General features: G+C 68.5%; 17 protein-coding genes and 1 tRNA gene. 11 read left to right on the top strand and 7 right to left on the bottom strand.

The annotated features are described in order from the left end of the window. Positions 1 to 102 precede the first annotated feature (102 nt). Entirely contained in the window at positions 103 to 996 is an 894-nt protein-coding gene (locus tag ACWGI2_RS26630) for a rhomboid family intramembrane serine protease (RefSeq protein WP_453698048.1), read from the top strand. A 278-nt stretch (positions 997 to 1,274) separates the two neighbouring features. On the opposite strand, the gene crgA is transcribed toward ACWGI2_RS26630, so the two are convergent. Then, the gene (gene crgA / locus ACWGI2_RS26625; protein ID WP_160506128.1) at positions 1,275 to 1,529 is read right to left on the bottom strand and encodes a cell division protein CrgA; all 255 of its coding nucleotides are present in this window, start codon (positions 1,527 to 1,529) and stop codon (positions 1,275 to 1,277) included. A gap of 92 nt (positions 1,530 to 1,621) precedes the next feature. Between crgA and ACWGI2_RS26620 the strand changes: the two genes are divergently transcribed. Genes ACWGI2_RS26620 through ACWGI2_RS26595 form a run of 6 tightly spaced genes read left to right on the top strand, consistent with a single transcriptional unit; the run spans position 1,622 to position 6,036 of the window. Then, complete coding sequence (locus ACWGI2_RS26620) at positions 1,622 to 2,392, top strand: DUF881 domain-containing protein (protein WP_453396819.1); 771 nt, start codon at positions 1,622 to 1,624, stop codon at positions 2,390 to 2,392. Positions 2,393 to 2,431: 39 nt separating this feature from the next. Next, entirely contained in the window at positions 2,432 to 3,124 is a 693-nt protein-coding gene (locus ACWGI2_RS26615) for a class E sortase (RefSeq protein ID WP_453396820.1), read from the top strand. 31 nt (positions 3,125 to 3,155) lie between these two features. Continuing rightward, the gene (locus ACWGI2_RS26610) at positions 3,156 to 3,317 is read left to right on the top strand and encodes a hypothetical protein (protein ID WP_190083025.1); all 162 of its coding nucleotides are present in this window, start codon (positions 3,156 to 3,158) and stop codon (positions 3,315 to 3,317) included. After that, positions 3,314 to 3,967 carry an aminodeoxychorismate/anthranilate synthase component II gene (locus tag ACWGI2_RS26605; protein ID WP_453396821.1) on the top strand — a complete coding sequence of 218 codons (654 nt, stop codon included), beginning with the start codon at positions 3,314 to 3,316 and terminating at the stop codon, positions 3,965 to 3,967. Before ACWGI2_RS26610 ends, ACWGI2_RS26605 begins: the two co-directional genes overlap by 4 nt. After that, positions 3,964 to 5,259 carry a class E sortase gene (locus tag ACWGI2_RS26600; protein ID WP_453698046.1) on the top strand — a complete coding sequence of 432 codons (1,296 nt, stop codon included), beginning with the start codon at positions 3,964 to 3,966 and terminating at the stop codon, positions 5,257 to 5,259. The genes ACWGI2_RS26605 and ACWGI2_RS26600 overlap by 4 nt, the downstream gene beginning before the upstream one ends. 24 nt (positions 5,260 to 5,283) lie before the next feature. Further along, positions 5,284 to 6,036: a class E sortase gene (locus tag ACWGI2_RS26595; RefSeq protein ID WP_453396823.1), complete on the top strand. Its 753-nt coding sequence runs from the start codon at positions 5,284 to 5,286 to the stop codon at positions 6,034 to 6,036. An 83-nt stretch (positions 6,037 to 6,119) separates the two neighbouring features. Here the strand turns inward: ACWGI2_RS26595 and pknB are convergent, their stop codons facing one another. From pknB to ACWGI2_RS26565, 6 genes are all read right to left on the bottom strand, one after another. After that, the gene (pknB, locus tag ACWGI2_RS26590) at positions 6,120 to 8,129 is read right to left on the bottom strand and encodes a Stk1 family PASTA domain-containing Ser/Thr kinase (RefSeq protein ID WP_453698044.1); all 2,010 of its coding nucleotides are present in this window, start codon (positions 8,127 to 8,129) and stop codon (positions 6,120 to 6,122) included. A 168-nt stretch (positions 8,130 to 8,297) separates the two neighbouring features. Continuing rightward, complete coding sequence (locus ACWGI2_RS26585) at positions 8,298 to 9,761, bottom strand: peptidoglycan D,D-transpeptidase FtsI family protein (protein WP_453396825.1); 1,464 nt, start codon at positions 9,759 to 9,761, stop codon at positions 8,298 to 8,300. Beyond that, complete coding sequence (locus ACWGI2_RS26580; RefSeq protein ID WP_453698042.1) at positions 9,758 to 11,185, bottom strand: FtsW/RodA/SpoVE family cell cycle protein; 1,428 nt, start codon at positions 11,183 to 11,185, stop codon at positions 9,758 to 9,760. The genes ACWGI2_RS26585 and ACWGI2_RS26580 overlap by 4 nt, the downstream gene beginning before the upstream one ends. A gap of 26 nt (positions 11,186 to 11,211) precedes the next feature. Continuing rightward, complete coding sequence (locus ACWGI2_RS26575; RefSeq protein ID WP_453698041.1) at positions 11,212 to 12,768, bottom strand: Stp1/IreP family PP2C-type Ser/Thr phosphatase; 1,557 nt, start codon at positions 12,766 to 12,768, stop codon at positions 11,212 to 11,214. Positions 12,769 to 12,888: 120 nt separating this feature from the next. After that, positions 12,889 to 13,416: an FHA domain-containing protein FhaB/FipA gene (locus ACWGI2_RS26570; RefSeq protein WP_399395573.1), complete on the bottom strand. Its 528-nt coding sequence runs from the start codon at positions 13,414 to 13,416 to the stop codon at positions 12,889 to 12,891. A 10-nt stretch (positions 13,417 to 13,426) separates the two neighbouring features. Further along, a complete protein-coding gene (locus ACWGI2_RS26565; protein ID WP_453698039.1) occupies positions 13,427 to 14,320 on the bottom strand; it encodes an FhaA domain-containing protein in 894 nt (297 codons plus the stop codon). A gap of 428 nt (positions 14,321 to 14,748) precedes the next feature. Here ACWGI2_RS26565 and ACWGI2_RS26560 point away from each other — a divergent pair. The 4 genes from ACWGI2_RS26560 to ACWGI2_RS26545 all read left to right on the top strand — a co-directional run bounded on the left by ACWGI2_RS26560 (position 14,749) and on the right by ACWGI2_RS26545 (position 17,923). Further along, positions 14,749 to 14,835, top strand: a tRNA-Leu gene (locus ACWGI2_RS26560). Positions 14,836 to 15,083: 248 nt separating this feature from the next. After that, positions 15,084 to 16,526 carry a DUF2252 domain-containing protein gene (locus tag ACWGI2_RS26555; protein WP_453698038.1) on the top strand — a complete coding sequence of 481 codons (1,443 nt, stop codon included), beginning with the start codon at positions 15,084 to 15,086 and terminating at the stop codon, positions 16,524 to 16,526. A gap of 148 nt (positions 16,527 to 16,674) precedes the next feature. Then, positions 16,675 to 17,553 carry a J domain-containing protein gene (locus ACWGI2_RS26550; protein ID WP_453698036.1) on the top strand — a complete coding sequence of 293 codons (879 nt, stop codon included), beginning with the start codon at positions 16,675 to 16,677 and terminating at the stop codon, positions 17,551 to 17,553. A 22-nt stretch (positions 17,554 to 17,575) separates the two neighbouring features. Further along, a complete protein-coding gene (locus ACWGI2_RS26545; protein ID WP_453396829.1) occupies positions 17,576 to 17,923 on the top strand; it encodes a rhodanese-like domain-containing protein in 348 nt (115 codons plus the stop codon). The last annotated feature ends 33 nt before the right edge of the window (positions 17,924 to 17,956 follow it).

The following is a 17,956-nucleotide window of genomic DNA, read 5'->3' as shown; positions in this document are numbered from 1 at the left end:
CGAGGGAACCAAACCGCCCCGCCCATCCGTAAGGAAGGGCGGGGCGGTGCGTTCGCGCGCGTGGGCGTAGCTGTGCCTTCGTACGGACATTGAGGGGACCCCATGGACCAGGCACCAGGCAGCCCGCAGGGGCCACAGGACGCATCGAACCTGCCCGGCTGCTATCGGCATCCGGACCGCGAGACCGGCATCAGCTGCACCCGCTGCGAGCGTCCGATCTGCCCGGAGTGCATGATCAGCGCCTCGGTCGGCTTCCAGTGCCCCGAATGCGTGCGCGAGGGCTCGGGCACCGGGCACGCACCCGCGGCGAACCAGCCGCGCACCCTCGCGGGCGGCTCGATCGCCGCCGACCCGCGTCTGATCACCAAGATCCTGCTCGCGATCAACGTTCTCGTGTTCATCGCGATCAGCGTGAACAAGGAGCTCGTCGGCGAGCTCTTCCTGATCGGCGAATGGCCGCCCTACCCGTACATGCCGACCGAAGGCGTCGCTGAGGGCCAGTGGTACCGCCTGGTCACGGCCATGTTCGCGCACCAGGAGATCTGGCACATCGCGTTCAACATGCTGGGCCTGTGGTGGCTCGGCGGCCCCCTGGAAGCCGCGCTCGGCCGCGCCCGCTACCTCGCGCTCTACCTGCTCTCCGGCCTGGCCGGCAGCGCGCTCACCTATGTCCTCGTCGACGCGAGCGACGCCTCGCTCGGGGCATCCGGAGCGATCTTCGGCCTGCTCGGCGCGACCGCGGTCCTGATGCGGCGCCTGAACTACGACATGCGCCCCGTCATCGCGCTGCTCGCGCTGAACCTGCTCTTCACGTTCACCTGGACGGGCATCGCCTGGCAGGCACACGTCGGCGGTCTGGTCGCCGGTGTCGCCATCGCGTACGGGATGGTGCACGCGCCCCGTGAGCGGCGGGCGCTCGTGCAGTGGGGGACCTGTGCCGTGGTGCTGATCGTGGTCCTGGCGGCTGTGGTCATCAGGACCGCGCAGCTCGTTTGAGGCTCGCCGGCGTCGTCCGATGGCCAGGTTGTCCACAGCGTGTGGCCACGCTTGTGCATTCTGTGGGGAACAACAGTGCCCCTTGTCGCTGACCTGGGTTTCCCCAGGAAGGACAAGGGGCCTGTGAGGGCTTGCATGGCGATCAGCCAGTCATACCGGCGTCAACGCCCAGTGGGTTATCCACAGATCGTCTTTCTTTTCCCCAGTCGAGGCCGGGATGTGGATAGCGCTGTGGATAACTCAGGGCAAGGCTTGCGCACAGCCCTGCGGGAGTCGCGCTACTTCCACTGTGTGGAGACGCCGAACCCCGCGGCGATGAAGCCGAAGCCGACCACGATGTTCCAGTTGCCCAGCGGGTCGATCGGCAGCTTGCCGTCGGTGACGTAGAAGACGACGATCCAGGCGAGCCCGATGAGGAACATCGCGAGCATCACCGGAGCCACCCAGCTGCGGCTGGTCAGCTTGATGTTCGTCGCCTTCTTCGCGGGCGGCGTGTAATCGTCGGCCTTCTTGCGGATCCGTGACTTCGGCACGAGGGTCTCTCCTGTCGATACGGGGAGCTGAGCCCTCCCCCGGGCGTCCGTTAGCGTAGTGCTTCCGCGGCGCTGAAGGAGATAAGGGTACGTTGAGCAATTCTGCCGACTCCCCCACAGGTCCGGGCCGTCGTCCTCGTTGGCGCCCGGTCCGGCTGCTGACGGCCGCCGTTTTCGCGCTCGCGGGCCTCATCTTCTTCACCAGCTTCAACACGGCCAAGGGCACGAACATCCGCACCGACGCCTCCCTCCTGAAGCTCTCCGACCTGATCGAGGAGCGCAGCCACAAGAACGGCAAGCTGGACGAGTCCAACGGCTCACTGCGTGACGACGTCGAGTCCCTGGCCGAGCGCGACAACGGCGGTACGAAGGCCGACGACGCCCGGCTCAAGGCCCTGGAGAAGAACGCGGGCACCAAGAAACTCAGCGGCGAGGCGATCTCCGTCACCCTCGCCGACGCCCCGCCGAACGCCACCGCCAAGCTTCCCGGCTACCCCGAGCCCCAGCCCAACGACCTGGTCATCCACCAGCAGGACCTCCAGGCCGTGGTCAACGCGCTCTGGCAGGGCGGCGCCGAGGGCATCAAGGTCATGGACCAGCGGCTCATCTCCACCAGCGCCGTCCGCTGCGTGGGAAACACCCTGATCCTCCAGGGCCGCGTCTACTCGCCTCCGTACAAGGTGACCGCGGTCGGTGACCCGGAGAAGCTCAAGACGGCGCTCGCCGCGTCCCCTGAGATCCAGAACTACATGCTGTACGTCAACGCTTACGGCCTCGGCTGGAAAGTCGACGACGACGGGGCGGTGACTCTTCCCGGCTACTCGGGCACAGTGGATCTCCACTACGCGAAGCCCGTGGAGTAAGCCGCCCGTGGAGCAAGCCGCTGGGGGAAGCCTGTGTCGGTGCGAGTGCTCGTCAGGACGTTCAGCGAACTGTGCATCACCGTCGGCACGTTGATCGTGCTCTTCGTGGTGTACGTCCTGTTCTGGACCGGCGTGAAGGCCGACAACGCCATGGACAGTCAGATCGACACGCTGCAGGACCGGTGGGCGCAGGGGTCGGTGCCCGCGAACACGGACGACGCGCCTTCGAAGGCCTCGTCCCCGAAGAAGCCCGCTCCCTACGAGGACGGCAAGCCCTTCGCCGTCATGTACATCCCGCGGCTTGGTTTCACGTGGAACAAGCCGGTGCTCCAGGGCACCGGGACCGACGTACTCAAGAAGGGCCTCGGCCACTACGGGGACACCGCGCAGCTCGGCCAGAAGGGCAACTTCTCCGTGGCGGGCCACCGCCGCACCTACGGGGACCCGTTCAAGGACTTCCCGAAGCTGCGGCCGGACGACGCCGTGGTCCTGACCGACGGCACCACGTGGTTCACGTACCGCATCGACAACAAGCCCTACAAGACGCTGCCCGGCGACATAGGGGTCATCGATCCGGTTCCGCGCAAGTCCGGATACGAGGGGCCGGGCCGTTACCTCACGCTTACGACCTGTGAGCCAGAGTGGGGACACAGCCACCGGTTGATCGTCTGGGCGCACCTCGATGCCACCCAGCCCGTCGAGGCCGGGAAACCGGACGCACTGCGCCGTTAGTCTGGTGCCGTACGGCTACGGAAGGGACGGCATGTACGGCTGGATCTGGCGGCATCTGCCGGGAAACGCATGGGTAAGGGCGCTGCTTTCGCTGGTGCTCGTCTTCGCTGTGGTCTACGTGCTCTTCCAGTACGTCTTCCCCTGGGCCGAGCCGCTGCTTCCCTTCAACGATGTGACGGTGGACGGCCAGTGAGCACCGACGGACGCCCGACCCGCATCCTCGTCGTCGACAACTACGACAGCTTCGTCTTCAACCTCGTCCAGTACCTCTACCAGCTCGGTGCCGAGTGCGAGGTCCTGCGCAACGACGAGGTCGAGCTGCGCCACGCGCAGGACGGCTTCGACGGTGTCCTGCTCTCGCCGGGCCCCGGCACGCCTGAGCAGGCGGGTGTCTGCGTCGACATGGTGCGGCACTGCGCAGGGACCGGTGTGCCCGTGTTCGGCGTCTGCCTCGGCATGCAGTCGATGGCGGTGGCGTACGGCGGAGTGGTGGACCGTGCGCCGGAGTTGCTGCACGGCAAGACGTCCCCGGTGGTCCACGACGGCAAGGGCGTCTTCGCCGGGCTGCCGTCGCCGTTCATCGCGACGCGCTATCACTCGCTCGCCGCCGAGCCGGCCACGGTTCCGGCCGAGCTCGAGGTGACCGCGCGCACGGAGGACGGCATCATCATGGGCCTGCGCCACCGTGAACTGCCGGTCGAGGGCGTGCAGTTCCACCCCGAGTCCGTGCTCACCGAGCACGGCCACCGCATGCTCGCCAACTGGCTGGTGGAGTGCGGGGACACGGGAGCCATTGGTCGATCGAGTGGTCTTGCCCCGGTGGTGGGCAGGGCCACGGCGTGACCGCGTTGCGCCCCGAGCGCGATTCCTCCGGAGTTCCGTACGACGACGATCAGTACGCGTCGTACGGGGATCCGGGGGCATTCGAACAGCCCGGGGCGTTCGAGGCGGCTGTCGATCACCTTGCCGATCCGCTGACCGATCCGCTGCCGGGTCAGCGGGGCCAGCATCCTTCGCCGTGGTTCCGCAGCGGGCCTGCTGAGCCGGAGCCGGAGCCTCTTCCGCAGCCGGAGCCTGAGCAGCCTCAGCCCCAGGAGTGGTACGACCCCCAGGGGTACGCCCGCGACTGGTACGGGGAGCAGCAGCCGCAGGAACCGACGTACGAGCAGCTGTACGGCGCGTACGCCCCTCAGCGGCAGCCACAACCGCAAGCACAACCGCCGTCACCACCGCCGCCGCCCCCGGTCGACGACGAGACCGTGGGCCTGCGGACCGCGGACACCCGCCGAATAGCCGAGCCCGAGACCGATCTCGATCCCGAGCCGGAGCCGGAACGCCCCACGGGAGGCCGAGCCGCCCGCCGCAAGGCCGCCAAGAAGGGCGCCCCTCAGCGGCCCTCCACGGCAGCGTCCGCCGCCCCCCTCTCCCGCGTGGAGGCCCGTCGCGCCGAGCGCGCCCGTAAGCCCTCCGCGGGCGCCGTGGCGAGCCGGGGGATCGGTGAACTGTTCATCACGGTCGGCGTCCTGATGCTGCTCTTCGTCACGTACCAGCTGTGGTGGACGAACATCCGCGCCCACCAGCAGGCCAACGGAGCGGCCAGCGACCTCCAGGAGAAGTGGGCGAACGGCAAGGGCAAGCCGGGCGCCTTCGAGCCAGGACAGGGCTTCGCGCTCCTGCACATCCCCCGCCTCGACGTGGTCGTACCGATCGCCGAGGGGATCGACAAGTCGGGGGTCCTGGACCGCGGCATGGTCGGGCACTACAACGAGGGCCGCACCAAGACGCCCATGCCGGATGCCAAGAAGGGCAACTTCGCGGTCGCCGGGCATCGCAACACCCATGGTGAGCCGTTCCGTTACATCAATCAGCTCGAACCGGGCGACCCCATCATCGTCGAGACGCAGGACAAGTACTTCGTCTACAAGATGGCGAGCATCCTGCCGCAGACCCAGCCCAACAACATCTCGGTGATCGGGCCCGTCCCGCCGGGGTCGGGCTTCACCAAACCGGGCCGGTACATCACACTGACCACCTGCACCCCGGAATTCACGAGTAAGTATCGAATGATCGTCTGGGGCAAGATGGTCGAGGAACGACCGCGCAGCAAGGGCAAACCGAGCGCGCTCGTCAACTAGAACGGTGAGAACGGGGCAGATCCAGTGGCAGCCACGACCGACCACGAAGAGGAGCGGGCTGAGGAGGAGCAGGCCGAGGCGCCCGCGCCCGCCCGCACGCGACGGCCACGGGGGCGGGGCCCCGTCGCCACGGCGGTCAGCGTCTTCGGTGAACTCCTCATCACCGCGGGCCTGGTACTCGGCCTCTTCGTCGTCTATTCGCTCTGGTGGACCAACGTCGTCGCGGACCGAGAGGCGCACAAGCAGGGCGACAGGGTGCGCGACCGCTGGGCGGGCGGCCCGGGGAACCTGAACACCAAGGACGGCATCGGCTTCCTGCACGTGCCCGCGATGGGCAACGGCGACATCCTGGTCAAGAAGGGCACGGGCAGCAAGGAGCTCAACAACGGCGTCGCGGGCTACTACGAGGACCCGATCAAGTCGGCCCTTCCCCAGGACAAGGAAGGCAACTTCACGCTGGCCGCGCACCGCGACGGCCACGGCGCGAAGTTCCACAAGATCGACAAGATCAAGAAGGGCGACGCGATCGTCTTCGAGTCCCGGGACAAGTGGTACGTGTACAAGGTGTACTCGACGCTGCCCGAGACCTCGAAGTACAACGTGAAGGTCCTGAACCCGGTCCCGAAGGAATCAGGCGCGAAGAAGCCGGGCCGCTACATCACCTTGACGACGTGCACGCCGGTCTACACGTCCAACTACCGCTACGTGGTGTGGGGCGAGCTGGAGCGCATCGAAAAGGTCGACAACAAGCGGACGCCGCCGGCGGAGCTGAACTGACTCCGGCACCGCGCACGGAAGGAGCCCCGGACACCGCCTGCTAGGCAGTGTCCGGGGCTCCTTCCGTGTACTGAGGCGGAGGGCTAGTCCTCGTCGTTGCGGGAGGAGAAGCCCGCGTTGCCTCCGATGAAGCCTCCGCCGTCTTCCCCGCCGTTGCCTCCGCCGTTGTCGCCCTGGTTGCCGCCTGCCGTGGTCAGGTTGATCGCGGTGTCGGGCTCGACCTGCTGGCCGGCGGGCGGGTCCGAGAGGACGACGAGGGCGTCGTCTTCCTGCGGCCCGGTGATGGTGCCGACCGTCAGACCGGCGTCCTCGACCGCCTTGCGGGCGTCCTTGAGCTTCTGACCGGTGAGGGCCGGAACGGTGGCCTGCTCGGGAGCCTTGGCGACCTTCAGCGTCACCGTCGAACCCGGGTCGGCCTGGCTCTGCGGGGTGAGGCTCTGCGAGAAGACCTTGCCGGCTTCGGCGTCGGCGCTCTCTTCTTCCTCACACGTGCCGACGAGGTCGTTGGTCTTCAGCTGAGCCTTGGCCTCTTCGCAGGTCTTGCCGGTGACGTCCGGCACGGTGGTCGTCGCCTTCTCCTCAGCGACGGTGAGCGTGATGGTCTCGCCCTTCGCTGCCTCCGTGTCGCCCTCGGGATCCTGACCGATGACGATGCCAGGCGTCTGGTCGGACTCCTTCGATTCCTTCTGGACGTCGGTGAAGCCCTTATCGGTGAGCTGCTTCTCGGCCTTCGCGTAAGTCAGGCCCTGCACGTCCGGGACGAGGATCTTCGGGGCGCCGGTGGACACGACGACGTTGACGGTCGAGTTCTTCTCGACGTCGGTGTTGGCCTTGGGGTCCTGGCTGCAGATATTGCCCTTGTCCTGCGCCGCGCACTCCTTGCGCTCTGAGACCGAGATCTTCAGATCGACGTTCGAAGCCGACTTCCTGGCGTCCTTAAGCGTCTCACCGACGAAGTTCGGAGCCTTGATCGTGTCGTCGCCGCCACCGCCCCCGGTGAACGCCCACTTCCCGATCAGGATCGCGCCCACCAGGACCAGCAAGCCCGCCAGGACCAGCAGGATCGTAGAAGTGTTGCTCTTCTTCTGGCGGCGGCGCGAGTGGTCGTCGTACCCGTCGTCCGGGCCGCCGACCGGCGGCATCATCGACGTCTGGCCGCCCCCGCCGTTCTGCGGGCGCAGCATCGCCGTCTGCTGGTCGTCCGGGTGGCCGCCGTATCCGACCGCGCCCATGGCCGCGGTGGCCTGGACGGGCTGGCCGTCGAGGCAGGCCTCGATGTCGGCGCGCATCTCGTCGGCCGACTGGTAGCGGTAGTCCGGGTCCTTGGTGAGGGCCTTCAGGACGATGGCGTCCATCTCCGGCGTGATCTCGCCGTCGAAGACGCTCGGAGCCTGCGGCTCTTCCCGTACGTGCTGGTAGGCGACCGCCACCGGGGAGTCCCCGACGAAGGGCGGGCGCACCGTCAGGAGCTCGTAGAGCAGGCAGCCGGTCGAGTAGAGGTCGCTTCGCGCGTCCACCTGCTCGCCCTTGGCCTGCTCCGGCGAGAGGTACTGCGCCGTGCCGATGACCGCCGCCGTCTGCGTCATCGTCATCCCGGAGTCGCCCATGGCGCGGGCGATGCCGAAGTCCATGACCTTGACCTGGCCGTTGCGCGTCAGCATGACGTTCGCGGGCTTGATGTCGCGGTGGACGATGCCGTTGCGGTGGGAGTACTCCAGGGCCTGGAGGATGCCGATGGTCATCTCCATGGCGCGCTCGGGCAGCAGCTTGCGCCCGGAGTGCAGCAGCTCACGCAGGGTGGAGCCGTCGACGTACTCCATCACGATGTACGGGATCGAGACCCCGTCCACGTAGTCCTCGCCGGTGTCGTAGACCGCGACGATCGCAGGATGGTTGAGCGAGGCGGCCGACTGGGCCTCGCGGCGGAACCGGGCCTGGAATGACGGGTCGCGCGCGAGGTCAACGCGCAGCGTCTTCACCGCCACGGTGCGTCCGAGGCGGGTGTCGTGCGCGAGGTATACCTCCGCCATCCCGCCTCGGCCGAGCACTTGGCCCAGCTCGTACCGCCCGCCGAGGCGACGCGGCTCTTCCATAGCTAATCCAGCCCTCTCCGTCAGTCCCGACCGCACCCTTGTGTGGTCCGGCGGTGTGCTGTCCGGGCATACCGTACCCGGCTCGCCTTACGTGACCCGGCCACGACCGTCACCCGATACAGGACCGGTACCGCAACGTGCACTGATGTGAAGAGGCCGTGACGGGGGTCACTTCTTGCTGTCGAGAACCGCCTTCATCACGTCCCTGGCGATCGGGGCGGCCAGACCGCCACCGGAGATGTCGTCGCGGCTGGCCTTGCTGTCCTCGACGACCACGGCGACGGCCACCGGCGAACCGGAGTCGGTCTTGGCGTAGCTGATGAACCAGGCGTACGGGTTTTCGCTGTTGTCGACGCCGTGCTGGGCCGTACCGGTCTTGCCGCCGACCGTGACGCCGGGGATCTTGGCGTTCGTGCCGGTGCCGTCGTTGATCACCGTCTGCATCATGTCCTGGAGCTTCTGGGCGTTCTCCTCGGAGAGCGGACGGCTCATCTCCTTGGGCGCGTGCTTCTCGATCACGTCCAGGTTCGGCGCCTGCAGCTCGCTGACCATGTACGGCTCCATCAGCTTGCCGTCGTTGGCGATGGCCGAGGCGACCATGGCCATCTGCAGCGGCGTCGCGGCCGTCTCGAACTGGCCGATGGAGGAGAGCGCGGTCTGCGGCCTGTCCATCTTCTTGGGGAAGACGGAGGCGTTCGAACGGACCGGCACGAACTGCTCTTCGTTGAAGCCGAACTTCTCGGCCGTCTCGAGCATCTTGTCCTTGCCGAGGTCCGAGCCGATCTTGCCGAAGACGGTGTTGCAGGACACCCGCAGCGCCTCACGCAGCGAGGCGTTCTTGCAGGGGATGTTGCCCTCGTTCGGCAGCGGCGTCTGGGTGTCGGGCATCGTCCAGGGCAGCGGGGACTTGGTCGGCGCGTCGATGTCGTTGTAGAGGTCGTGCTCCAGGGCCGCCGCCGCGGTCACCGCCTTGAAGGTGGAGCCCGGCGGATACGTCTCGCGCAGCGCGCGGTTGAGCATCGGCTGGTCTTTGTCCTTGTCCAGCTTCCCGAACTGCTCGGCTTCCTTGTCCGTGTTGCCCGCGAACGTCGAGGGGTCGTACGAAGGAGCCGAGGCCAGCGCCAGGATCGCGCCCGTGGAGGGGTCGATCGCGGCGACAGCGCCCTTGCCGCGGCCCTTGAGACCGTCGTACGCGGCCTTCTGCGCGGCGGCGTTCAGGGTCGTGACGGCGTTGCCGCCCTCCTTCTTCTTGCCCGTGATCATGTCCAGGCTGCGGGTGAAGAAGAGGCGGTCGTCGTTGCCGGTGAGGATGCCGTCCTCGATGGACTCGATCTGCGTGGCGCCGATGCGCTGCGAGGCGAAGCCGGTGACGGGGGACCACATGGGCCCGTTCTTGTACGTCCTCTGGTACTTGTAGTCGCCGCCGTCGGACTCCTTGGAGCCAGTGATCGCCTTGCCGTCGACGATGATGTCGCCGCGCGGCTGGGCGTACCGCTCGATGGAGACACGGCGGTTCTTGTCATGCTCGGCGAGGGTGTCGGCCTCCACGTACTGGAGCCAGTTGTCCCGGGCGAGCAGGGCGAGGATGAGGAGCCCGCAGAAGATCGCGATCCGGCGCAGGGGCTTGTTCACGGTCGGACCACCTGGGTCATCTCGGCGTCGGGGTTCGGAGCGGGGGCCGGCGCGGGTCGGCGCGCGGTGTCACTGATACGGATGAGGATTCCGATCAGCGCCCAGTTGGCGATCACCGAGGAACCGCCGTTCGCGATGAACGGCATGGTCATACCGGTCAGCGGGATCAGGCCCATGACGCCGCCCGCGACCACGAACACCTGGATGCCGAAGGCGCCGGACAGACCGATTGCCAGGAGCTTGCCGAACGGGTCCCGGGCCGCCAGGGCGGTGCGTACGCCGCGTTCCACGATCAGTGCGTACATGAGCAGGATCGCCATGATCCCGGCAAGACCCAGCTCCTCGCCGAAGGTGGCGAGGATGAAGTCGGAGTTGGCGGCGAAGCCGATCAGGTCCGAGTGGCCCTGGCCGAGCCCGGTGCCGAGCACGCCGCCCGAGCCGAACGCCATCAGGGACTGCGCGATCTGGTCACTGCCCGTGGACGCGATGACGGCGTCGGAGAACGGGTTCAGCCAGGCGTCGACACGCTCCTGCACATGCGGCTCGAACGTGGCCACACCCACGGCGCCGACCGAGGACATCACCAGACCGAACACGATCCAGCTGGTGCGCTCCGTGGCGACGTACAGCATCACGACGAACATGCCGAAGAACAGCAGCGACGTACCGAGGTCGGTCTCGAAGACCAGGATGAGGATGGACATCGCCCAGACCACGATGATCGGGCCCAGGTCACGGCCACGCGGCAGGTAGAGCCCCATGAAGCGGCGGCTCGCCAGGGCGAGCGCGTCGCGCTTCACCATCAGATAGCCCGCGAAGAAGATCGCGATGACGATCTTCGCGAACTCACCGGGCTGGATGGAGAATCCGCCGACGCTGATCCAGATCTTGGCGCCGAAGACATCCATGCCGAGACCCGGCACGAGCGGCAGGAGCAGCAGGACCAGGGACGCGACCATGGAGATGTACGTGTAGCGCTGCAGGACGCGGTGGTCCTTGAGCACGAGCAGCACGGCCACCAGGAGCGCGATGCCGATGGCGGAGTACATCAGCTGCTTGGGCGCGGAGGGGCTGAACTGGCCGGTCGCCGCCTTGGCGATCTGCTGCAGCTTCTCCGACTGGTCAAGGCGCCAGATGACCACCAGACCGAGGCCGTTGAGCAGCGTGGCGATCGGCAGCAGCAGCGGGTCCGCGTAGGGCGCGAACCTGCGCACCACGATGTGGCCGACGGCAGCGAGCAGTCCGAGCCCGCAGCCGTAGCCGAGCATGCCGGACGGCAGCTCGCCGTCGATCGCGAGGCCTACGTTGATGTAGGCGAACAGCGGGATGACGACGGCGAACGCGAGGAGCGCGAGCTCGGTGTTGCGCCTGCTCGGCGCCCCGATCGCGCCGATGGTCGACGTGTGTGTAGTGCTACTGCTCATGGCGTGCAAAGGCCCCCAACGGCTGCTTACTGCTTACCGCACAGTGGGACCAGCTTCTCCTCGTCCTCGGAGAGGCTGGGGCCGGGTGTGGGAGTCGGTGCGGTCTTGGACTTGTTCTTGTCGGTCGAGCTGTTCTTGTCGTTCGTGCCGTTCTTGTCCGCCGGATCGGTCGGATCGGTCGGGTCGTCGGTGGGCGCCTTGGCCGACAGGCCGGTCGTGCCGCCCGCCTCGCCCTCACCGGGCTTGGCGTTCTCGCGCTCGGCCTCGCGGCGCTTGGCGTCCTTCTCACAGGCCGATGCCTGTAGGCCGAGCTCCTCGATCTTGCTCTTGGCGTCGTCGAGATTGCCCTCGGGGATGGTCCCCTCGACCTGCTTGCGCTGGTACGGCGGCAGGTACTTGAGTTCGATCTTGGGGTAGTTCTCCTCGACCTTCGACAGGCTGACCCACGCCAGATCCTGGTCGATGCCGCGGTACAGGGCGACGTTCTCGTCGTTCGTGCCGACGTAGTACTGGGTCTGGGTCCAGCGGTAGCCGCCGTACAGGCCGCCGCCGATGACCGCCAGGGCGAGCACGGTGTAGAGCGATCTCTTGAGCCACTTACGGCCGCCGCCGGGCTTCACGAAGTCCTCGTCGCTGTACGCGCCGAAGCTGCCCTCGGGAGCGTAGTTCGCCGTGTCGCCGCTTCCGGGCGGCCCGAAGCCGCCTCCGGAGGGCTGCGGCGGCACGGGGCGGCCGAGGCCGGACGCGCGGCCGGCAGGCGTCTGCATGGCGCCGTCGTCCTGCGCCTGGAGCTGGTTCTCGGCGACCGCGCCGACGACCACGGGGGTGTCGGAGAGCTGTCCCGCGAGGGTGTCGCCGCTGTCGATGTCCAGGACGTCGGCGACGATCACCGTGATGTTGTCGGGGCCGCCGCCGCGCAGCGCGAGCTGGATGAGCTCCTGCACCGTCTCCTGGGGGCCCTGGTAGCTCGCGAGGGTGTCTTCCATCGTCTGGTGCGAGACGACGCCGGAGAGACCGTCCGAGCAGATCAAATAGCGGTCGCCGGCGCGGACTTCACGGATGGAGAGGTCCGGCTCGACATGCTCACCACTGCCGAGCGCGCGCATCAGCAAGGAGCGCTGCGGGTGGGTGGTGGCCTCCTCCTCGGTGATCCGGCCCTCGTCCACCAGACGCTGCACCCAGGTGTGGTCCTGGGTGATCTGCGTGAGAACGCCGTCCCGGAGGAGATACGCACGCGAGTCGCCGACGTGTACGAGACCGAGGCGCTGCCCCGTCCACAGCAACGCGGTCAGGGTCGTCCCCATGCCCTCGAGCTGGGGGTCCTCCTCGACCATCAGGCGCAGCTGGTCGTTGGCGCGCTGCACGGCGGTGCCGAGCGACGTGAGGATGTCCGATCCCGGCACGTCGTCGTCGAGAGTGACGAGCGTCGAGATCACCTCGGAGCTCGCCACCTCACCCGCGGCCTGGCCCCCCATGCCGTCGGCGATCGCGAGGAGACGCGGACCGGCGTAACCCGAGTCCTCGTTCCCCTCCCGGATCATGCCTTTGTGCGATCCGGCGGCGAAGCGCAAAGACAGACTCATGCGCACCTCGCCCGTCGGCTCCGGGTACATCCGCACGGTGCCCACCCTCCGGTCGGGAGCGCGCTGGCGTCCAGTGTGTGGACCGCGTCGGCTCGCTCGCTCCGCTCGCTCATTGTCGTACTACTTCCGCAGCTCGATGACGGTCTTGCCGATGCGGATCGGCGCGCCCAGCGGAACGGGCGTCGGGGTGGTGAGTCGGGTCCGGTCGAGATACGTGCCGTTGGTGGACCCGAGATCCTCGACGATCCACTGGCCGTCACGGTCCGGGTAGATCCTGGCATGCCTGCTGGACGCGTAGTCGTCGTCCAGCACGATCGTCGAATCGTGCGCCCGGCCCAGCGTGATCGTCTGGCCCTGCAGGGCGACCGTCGTGCCCGCGAGGATCCCTTCGGACACGACCAGCTTGCTGGGGGCGCCGCGGCGCTGCCGCCCGCCCCCCTGCTGCTGGCGCTGGGGAGGTGGTGTTGTGGCCGCCTGCTGTTGCTGGCGTGCGGCCTGCTGCGGTCGCGCGTTCTCACGGCGCGAACCGCGCTGTGTGACGCGCGTACCGAACAGGTCGCTGCGGATGACCTGGACGGCCACGATCACGAACAGCCACAGAACGGCTAGGAAACCCAGCCGCATGACCGTCAGGGTCAGCTCTGACATTGCCCCCGCTTCACCCTTCGGCTTGCCGGTAAACGATGGTGGTTTGGCCCACGACGATCCGCGAGCCGTCGCGGAGCGTAGCGCGGGTGGTGTGCTGCCCGTCTACCACGATGCCGTTGGTAGACCCGAGATCCTGGATCGTCGAGGGCGTTCCGGTCCGGATCTCACAGTGCCGGCGCGATACGCCGGGGTCGTCGATCCGCACATCGGCGTCGGTGCTGCGACCCAGCACCAGCGTCGGGCGGGAGATCTGATGGCGATTGCCGTTGATCTCGATCCAGCGCCGCACCTGCGCACCCGGAAGAGGTCCGGCGCCGGGCCCCTGAGGGCGGTTCGGTGCCGGTGCGGGCCCGCCCGCACGGCCACCCGGAGGCGGCGCGGCGGGCATGGGGGGAGCGCCGGCGGGCTGAGCGGGCTGTGGATAGCCGTAGCCACCGCCGGCGCCGCCCGCGGGGGGTCTGGCGGGGCTGTGGCCGGCGCCCGCGGGGCCCGAAGGGCCTGCCGGGGCGCGCTCGGGACTCTGCGAGGTGCTGGACGCGAGCGTGCGGCTGCGCACCCGGTACAGACCCGTGTCGAGATCCTCGGCCTTCTCCAGATGGACCTTGATGGGGCCCATGAAGCTGTACCGCTGCTGCTTGGCGTACTCGCGCACCATCCCGGACAGCTCGTCGCCGAGCTGTCCCGAGTAGGGGCTCAGGCGCTCGAAGTCGGGCGCGCTCAGCTCCACGATGAAGTCATTGGGGACGACGGTCCGCTCGCGGTTCCAGATCGTCGCGTTGTTGTCGCACTCGCGCTGGAGGGCGCCGGCGATCTCGACGGGCTGGACCTCGGACTTGAACACCTTGGCGAAGGTGCCGTTGACGAGACCTTCGAGTCGCTGCTCGAACTTCTTCATGACTCCCATGGGGCACCTCCTCCGTCGTAGTCATCCTGGTACTGCTTACTGATCGTATCCACGCGCCGGGAAATCGGCTGGTTCCCCCTGTCCGCCCAGTCGATGAGTGTCGCCTCTCACAAGGCATGCCCGCACCAGGGTTCCGGGATCCTTCCGGGCTCCTCTCAGGCTCCTCTACCAGGGATCGTAGAGGGGGCCTCAAACCAGTGTCGCGCACCCGACTGCGGACCATCGCCGGGTACGGCGCAAGTCGGTCGCCCGGGCCCCGGATCTCTCCGGATCTCCACGCATCACTCGGGCAGGTGCCCCCGAATACGGATGTGAATCCACCCTCGGCAGCGTGCTAATCTTCTGGATGTCGGCAGGCGCTCGCACCACACAGTGTCCGGACACACAGTGTTCGCACCAAGCGGTGAGAGACCCAAGACAACACCCATGCGCGGGTGGCGGAATAGGCAGACGCGCTGGATTCAGGTTCCAGTGCCCGAAAGGGCGTGGGGGTTCAACTCCCCCCTCGCGCACCATGTGGAGCGGGTCTCCATCAGGATGAAAGTCCTGGTGGGGGCCTGCTTTTCGTTGTCCCCCGTTGTCTTCTCGCTGCGCTGCGGGCTCCCTGCGGCCGCACGGTGATGTATGTCACCGGCAAGCGGTCGGTGCGCCGAGTTGTCCACAGGGCGCGGGTTGTCCACAGGCTCTGACGCTGCTCGGCGCCCGGCGCTACCTTCAATGCCAGGTCAGGTCCACGGGGGCCGCTGGATGGTGGGGGGTTGTCATGGCGGAGTTCAACGGTGCGCGACTGCCGTACGTGAAGGGGTTCGCGCAGTGGCCGTCGCGGGGCGGGGCGGGCTCGGCTGCCGCTTCGGTGGTTTCGCCGAAGCGGGAGGGCAAGGCGCTTCGTGACCGTGTCAGCCGTGCCTCGCATGAGTGGTTCGTCGAGGATGACGGCCGCCCCGATCCGGTCGATGCCGTGGAGGAGTCCAACCGCAGCAGGCTCCCCGAGCTCACGCCGATCCGGATGGGCAGGATGGCCGCGTCGCCCTTCGCCTTCCTGCGCGGGGCCGCCGGTCTGATGGCGTACGACCTCGCGCGGACCCCTGTGACGGGGATCGGCGCCCAGATATGCGGTGACGCCCACGCCGCGAACTTCGGTCTGTACGCGGACGCGCGGGGCGGCCTGGTCATGGACCTGAACGACTTCGACGAGACGGTGCACGGGCCCTGGGAATGGGACGTGAAGCGGCTCGCGGCCTCCCTCGTGCTCGCGGGGCGCGAGGCCGGGGCGGGCGAGGACGTCTGCAGGGAAGCGGCGTTCGACGCGGTGGGAGCCTATCGGCGCACGATGCGGCTGCTCGCGAAGCTCCCCGCGCTCGACGCGTGGAACGCCATCGCGGACGAGGAGTTGGTCTCCCACACGGACGCGCGGGATCTGCTCGGCACCCTGGAGAGCGTCTCCGAGAAGGCACGGCAGAACACGAGCGCCCGGTTCGCCGCCAAGTCGACCGAGCGCGTCGAGGGCGAGGGCGGGCTCGTGGGGCGCCGCTTCGTCGACGCCCCACCGGTCCTTCGGCGAATACGGGACGCGGAGGCGGCCGAGGTCGCATCCGCCCTCGCGGAGTACGTGGGCACGCTGTCCGAGGACCGCCTGCCGCTCCTCGCTCGGTACGCGGTCCAGGACGTGGCCTTCCGCATCGTGGGCACGGGCAGCGTCGGCCTGCGGTCGTACGTGGTGCTGCTGCTCGACCACCGGGGCGAGCCGCTGGTGCTCCAGGTCAAGGAGGCACGGCCCTCCGCGCTGCTTCCGCATCTGCCCACGGCGGGTTTCGCGGTGCCGGAGGTCACGCACGAGGGACACAGGGTGGTGCTCGGGCAGAAGCGGATGCAGGTGGTCAGCGACTTCCTGCTGGGGTGGACGACGGTGGCGGGGCGGGCCTTCCAGGTACGGCAGTTCAGGAACCGCAAGGGCAGCGTGGACCCGGCGGCGCTGGCCGCCGACCAGATCGACGACTACGGGCGGATGACCGGAGCCCTGCTGGCCCGCGCCCACGCGCACAGCGCCGACCCGCGGCTCATCGCGGGCTACGTCGGCAAGAACGACGAGCTGGACACGGCCGTGGCGGCGTTCGCGGTGGCGTACGCGAATCGGACGGAGGCGGACCACGCGGAACTGGTGCGCGCGGTCAAGGAGGGACGGGTGGCGGCGGAGGCGGGGGTGTGAGGGGGAGAGGGGAGGGAGGGGGAGGGAGGGGGGAGGGGCCCCCACCCCAGCCCCACCCCCGGGTGTGTGGGCGAGGGGCCGCCGGGGCTCGGGCGGGCCGGGATTGCCGCTCGGGCGGGGCGGTGGCGCGGTGGCCTAGGCTGGACGGGTGACGACCCCGGAAGCCGAGCCCACGCAGCCCCAGACGCCCGACCCTGGGCCCGCGACCGCGGGCCGCGAGGCTCCTGACGGGGCGGCGGGGCAGGGCGGCGCCGCGCGTCCGGAGGACCGGCTTGAGAAGGCGGTCCGGGCGGCGGAGCAGGCGCTGATCGAGTACGAGATCGCCGTCGAGACCTTCCGGGTCGAGGTGGAGAACTTCTCCCGGCTCCACCACCAGAAGCTCGGCCCGATGTATGCGCGCCTGGACGAGCTGGACGCCGAGATCGCCGAGGCCCGGGCCGCCCGCAGTGGTGACCCCGAGGACCGGCGCAAGGCGGACGAGGCGCGGGCGCGGGTCATGCCGATGCCCGGCGTCGAGGAACTGTTCCACGGCTGGATGGACGGCGACGGCCTCTATCCGGAGGCCGCCGCGATGCTGACCGATCAGTCGGTGCGGCCGCCGCAGCGGGTGCGGCCGAGCGACGAGGCCCGCAAGCTCTACCGCGAGCTCGTCCGCAAGTCCCACCCCGACCTGGCCCAGGACGACCAGGAGCGTGGCCGTCGCGAGGAGTTCATCACGCGGGTGAACGCCGCGTACGCGCGTGGCGACGAGCCCCTGCTGCGGGAGCTGTCCGAGGAGTGGGCGGCCGGTCCTGTGGCCGAGCAGCGGTGGCCGAGCAAGAGCGAAGAGCTGTACGCCCGCCTCCAGTGGCTCTCCCAGCGCAAGGAGCTGCTCGCCGTGGTCGCCCGGGAGCTGGAGGAGGGTGCGATCGGCGCGATGCTGCGGATGGCGCCGGACGATCCGGACCAGCTCCTCGACGAGATCGCCGAGCAGTTGCTCTCGCAGGTCACCGAGCGCGAGGCGGAGCTTGCGCGGCTGACCGCCTAGCCCGTCGGGTAGCGTCGGAGGCATGGCTTTCGGATCTCACGTGCCCACGGTCGGTGTCGACGACCTCGCAAGCGGCGACTTTCTCCTTGATGTCCGTGAGGACGAGGAATGGCAGGCGGGCCACGCCGCGGGTGCGCTGCACATCCCGATGAGCGAGTTCGTCGCCCGCTACGGCGAGTTGACCGAGGCCGCGCCGCAGGACGGCAAGGTCAATGTCATCTGCCGGGTCGGCGGGCGCTCGGCGCAGGTCGCCATGTACCTCGTCCAGCAGGGTGTCGACGCGGTGAACGTCGACGGAGGCATGCAGAGCTGGGAGGCCGCTGGCCGGCCCGTCGTCGACGCCAAGGGCCAGCCGGGCGTCGTGATCTAAGTCGTCGGCTGCGGCTGTGACTGCTCGGGCTGG

It is taken from the genome of Streptomyces sp. NPDC054866, from assembly GCF_053610745.1.
The sequence above is the reverse complement of the archived record's forward strand: the minus strand, read 5'-3'. Positions and strand labels throughout refer to the sequence as shown.